Source organism: Microbacterium sp. BF1 (genome assembly GCF_019279095.1).
GTDB classification, from domain to species: domain Bacteria; phylum Actinomycetota; class Actinomycetes; order Actinomycetales; family Microbacteriaceae; genus Microbacterium; species Microbacterium maritypicum.
This window is the reverse complement of record NZ_JAGYWT010000493.1, coordinates 1-1,780: the sequence shown is the minus strand read 5'-3', so window position 1 is coordinate 1,780 and position 1,780 is coordinate 1. Positions and strand designations below refer to the sequence as shown.

1 protein-coding gene and 2 pseudogenes are annotated in these 1,780 nt (G+C 70.6%); all 3 read right to left on the bottom strand.

What is annotated here, in order from left to right:
* A pseudogene (locus KZA10_RS14070) lies at nt 1-615 on the bottom strand (aryldialkylphosphatase); the annotation flags it as partial.
* Complete coding sequence (locus KZA10_RS14065; protein ID WP_218683189.1) at nt 615-1,577, bottom strand: shikimate dehydrogenase; 963 nt, start codon at nt 1,575-1,577, stop codon at nt 615-617. The gene KZA10_RS14065 and the pseudogene KZA10_RS14070, both read right to left, overlap by 1 nt.
* Nucleotides 1,574-1,780, bottom strand: a pseudogene (locus KZA10_RS14060) (hydroxyacid dehydrogenase); the annotation flags it as partial. The gene KZA10_RS14065 and the pseudogene KZA10_RS14060, both read right to left, overlap by 4 nt.

The window sequence follows — 1,780 nt, the reverse complement described above, 5'->3', positions numbered from 1 at the left end:
CACGCCCTCGGCGTCGAGCAGGTCGAGCACCTCATGGGCCGCTGTGCCGAACTGCAGATGCACCATGATCGGAGCGCCCGTCGCGCGGTGCGCCTCGGCCACGGCGATCAGGGTGGTGCGCTCGAACGCACTGATGCGCCAGTAGTCGGCGCCGCCCTTGAGCAGACCTGCGCGCACGGGTCCGCCATCGGGCGCGGCAGCGAGGGACACCTCGGGCGTCTCGAAGATCTCCCCGTCGTCGGCGGGCATCCCGCGCGTGATGTCGGCGATGAAGAGGGCCGCCAGACGCTCGGCGGTCCACACCTGCATCGGATGATCCGCGCCGTAGTGCGCCTCGCGGTGTCGGCCGGTCGTCGCGACGATGTGCAGTCCGGTCGTCGCACTGATCCGGGCCAGGGCTGCGGGGTCGCGGGCAAGGCCGAACGGTGTGGCATCCACCATCGCCTCGAACCCGCTCGCCTGCAGCAGGGCTGCTTCTTCGCCCGAGGCCTTCTCGTCGTCGAGCTCGTCGCCCGGAAGCAGCGGCGACACCTGGAACAGGTGCTCGTGATAGTCCACCCGCTCGAGCAGCGCCGGGTCGATATCGCCGAGCACCGTGCGCACGAGGGCGGACATCAGCGCACCGACTCCGCGGCCTCGGCGAGCCGTTCGACGATCTCGGGCGTCAGGTCGAGATCGAACACATCGGCCACGACCTGCGACCAGCCGTGGATGAAGTAGCGCCAGCCGTCGACCACGCGCAGCCCGCGATCGGACGCCTGAGCCTCGGCCTGGTGGAGGAACTCGAGCGAGCCGCGGTAGTTGAACTCCCACGCATACGCGCCCTCGGGGAACACCACGGCGTCGGTCAGAGGTGAGCCGGGCCGGTCCTTGCCGAGCCCCGTCGCGTTGGCGATCACCGACCCTGCGGGGGCGGCGGCCACCAGCGCGTCGGCATCTTCGGCGGAAGCGGTCACGACGTACTCGATCAGCCCCTCGCGCGTGCCGTGCTGGCGGTGCACATCGCGCAGGTGGTCGAGCTTGTCCTGCGTGCGGGCCGTCACCGTGATCTTCGCCGGGGCGTCTTCGCGTTCGGCCAGCGCCCAGCTCAGGGCGGTGCCCGAACCTCCGGCGCCGAGGATCACGACCGCGGCCCCGGTGCGGGCGAAGTGGTCGGCGGGAAGGAAGTCGTTCAGGGCGAGGTCGACCGTGATCGGGTCCTTCGCCCGCCCCGACAGGACCGGGCCCCGTTTGGAGATGCTGGAGATCTCGGAGCACGACACCGCGAACGGGTCGAGCTCGTCGAACAGGTCGGAGGCCGCGGCGTACACGTTCATCTTGTGCGTGGTCACGAGCGCCCCGCGGTGATGCGGGTCGTCGCGGATCTGCTCGACCATGGCGCGGTACTGCGCGGGCTCGGCATCCATCGGCAGGTCGTGGCCGAGCAGGGTGCGGGTCGGCAGGCCCAGGATGTCGGCCCAGAGCGGGAAGACCTTCATGATCGACGATGACGCGGTGGTCACCCCGACGAACCCCATGTAGTCGGCGGATGCCGTGGCCGGTGTCGCGGCCTCTGTGCGGACGGCGTCGATGGTCATCGGGTCTCCTCGGGGACGGCGACGGGGACGGGGATGGAGGCGTTGGGCACGGGATGGGCGGGCTCGGTACCCGACAGCACGGCGATCACGTCGGCGAGCGAGAGGGAGCCCATGTTGTCGACGGCCTGCGTGGTCTGCGCGCCCAGGTGCGGGGTGACGATCACGCGATCGGCGAGTTCGGGCGCGAGCAGCGGACTGTCATG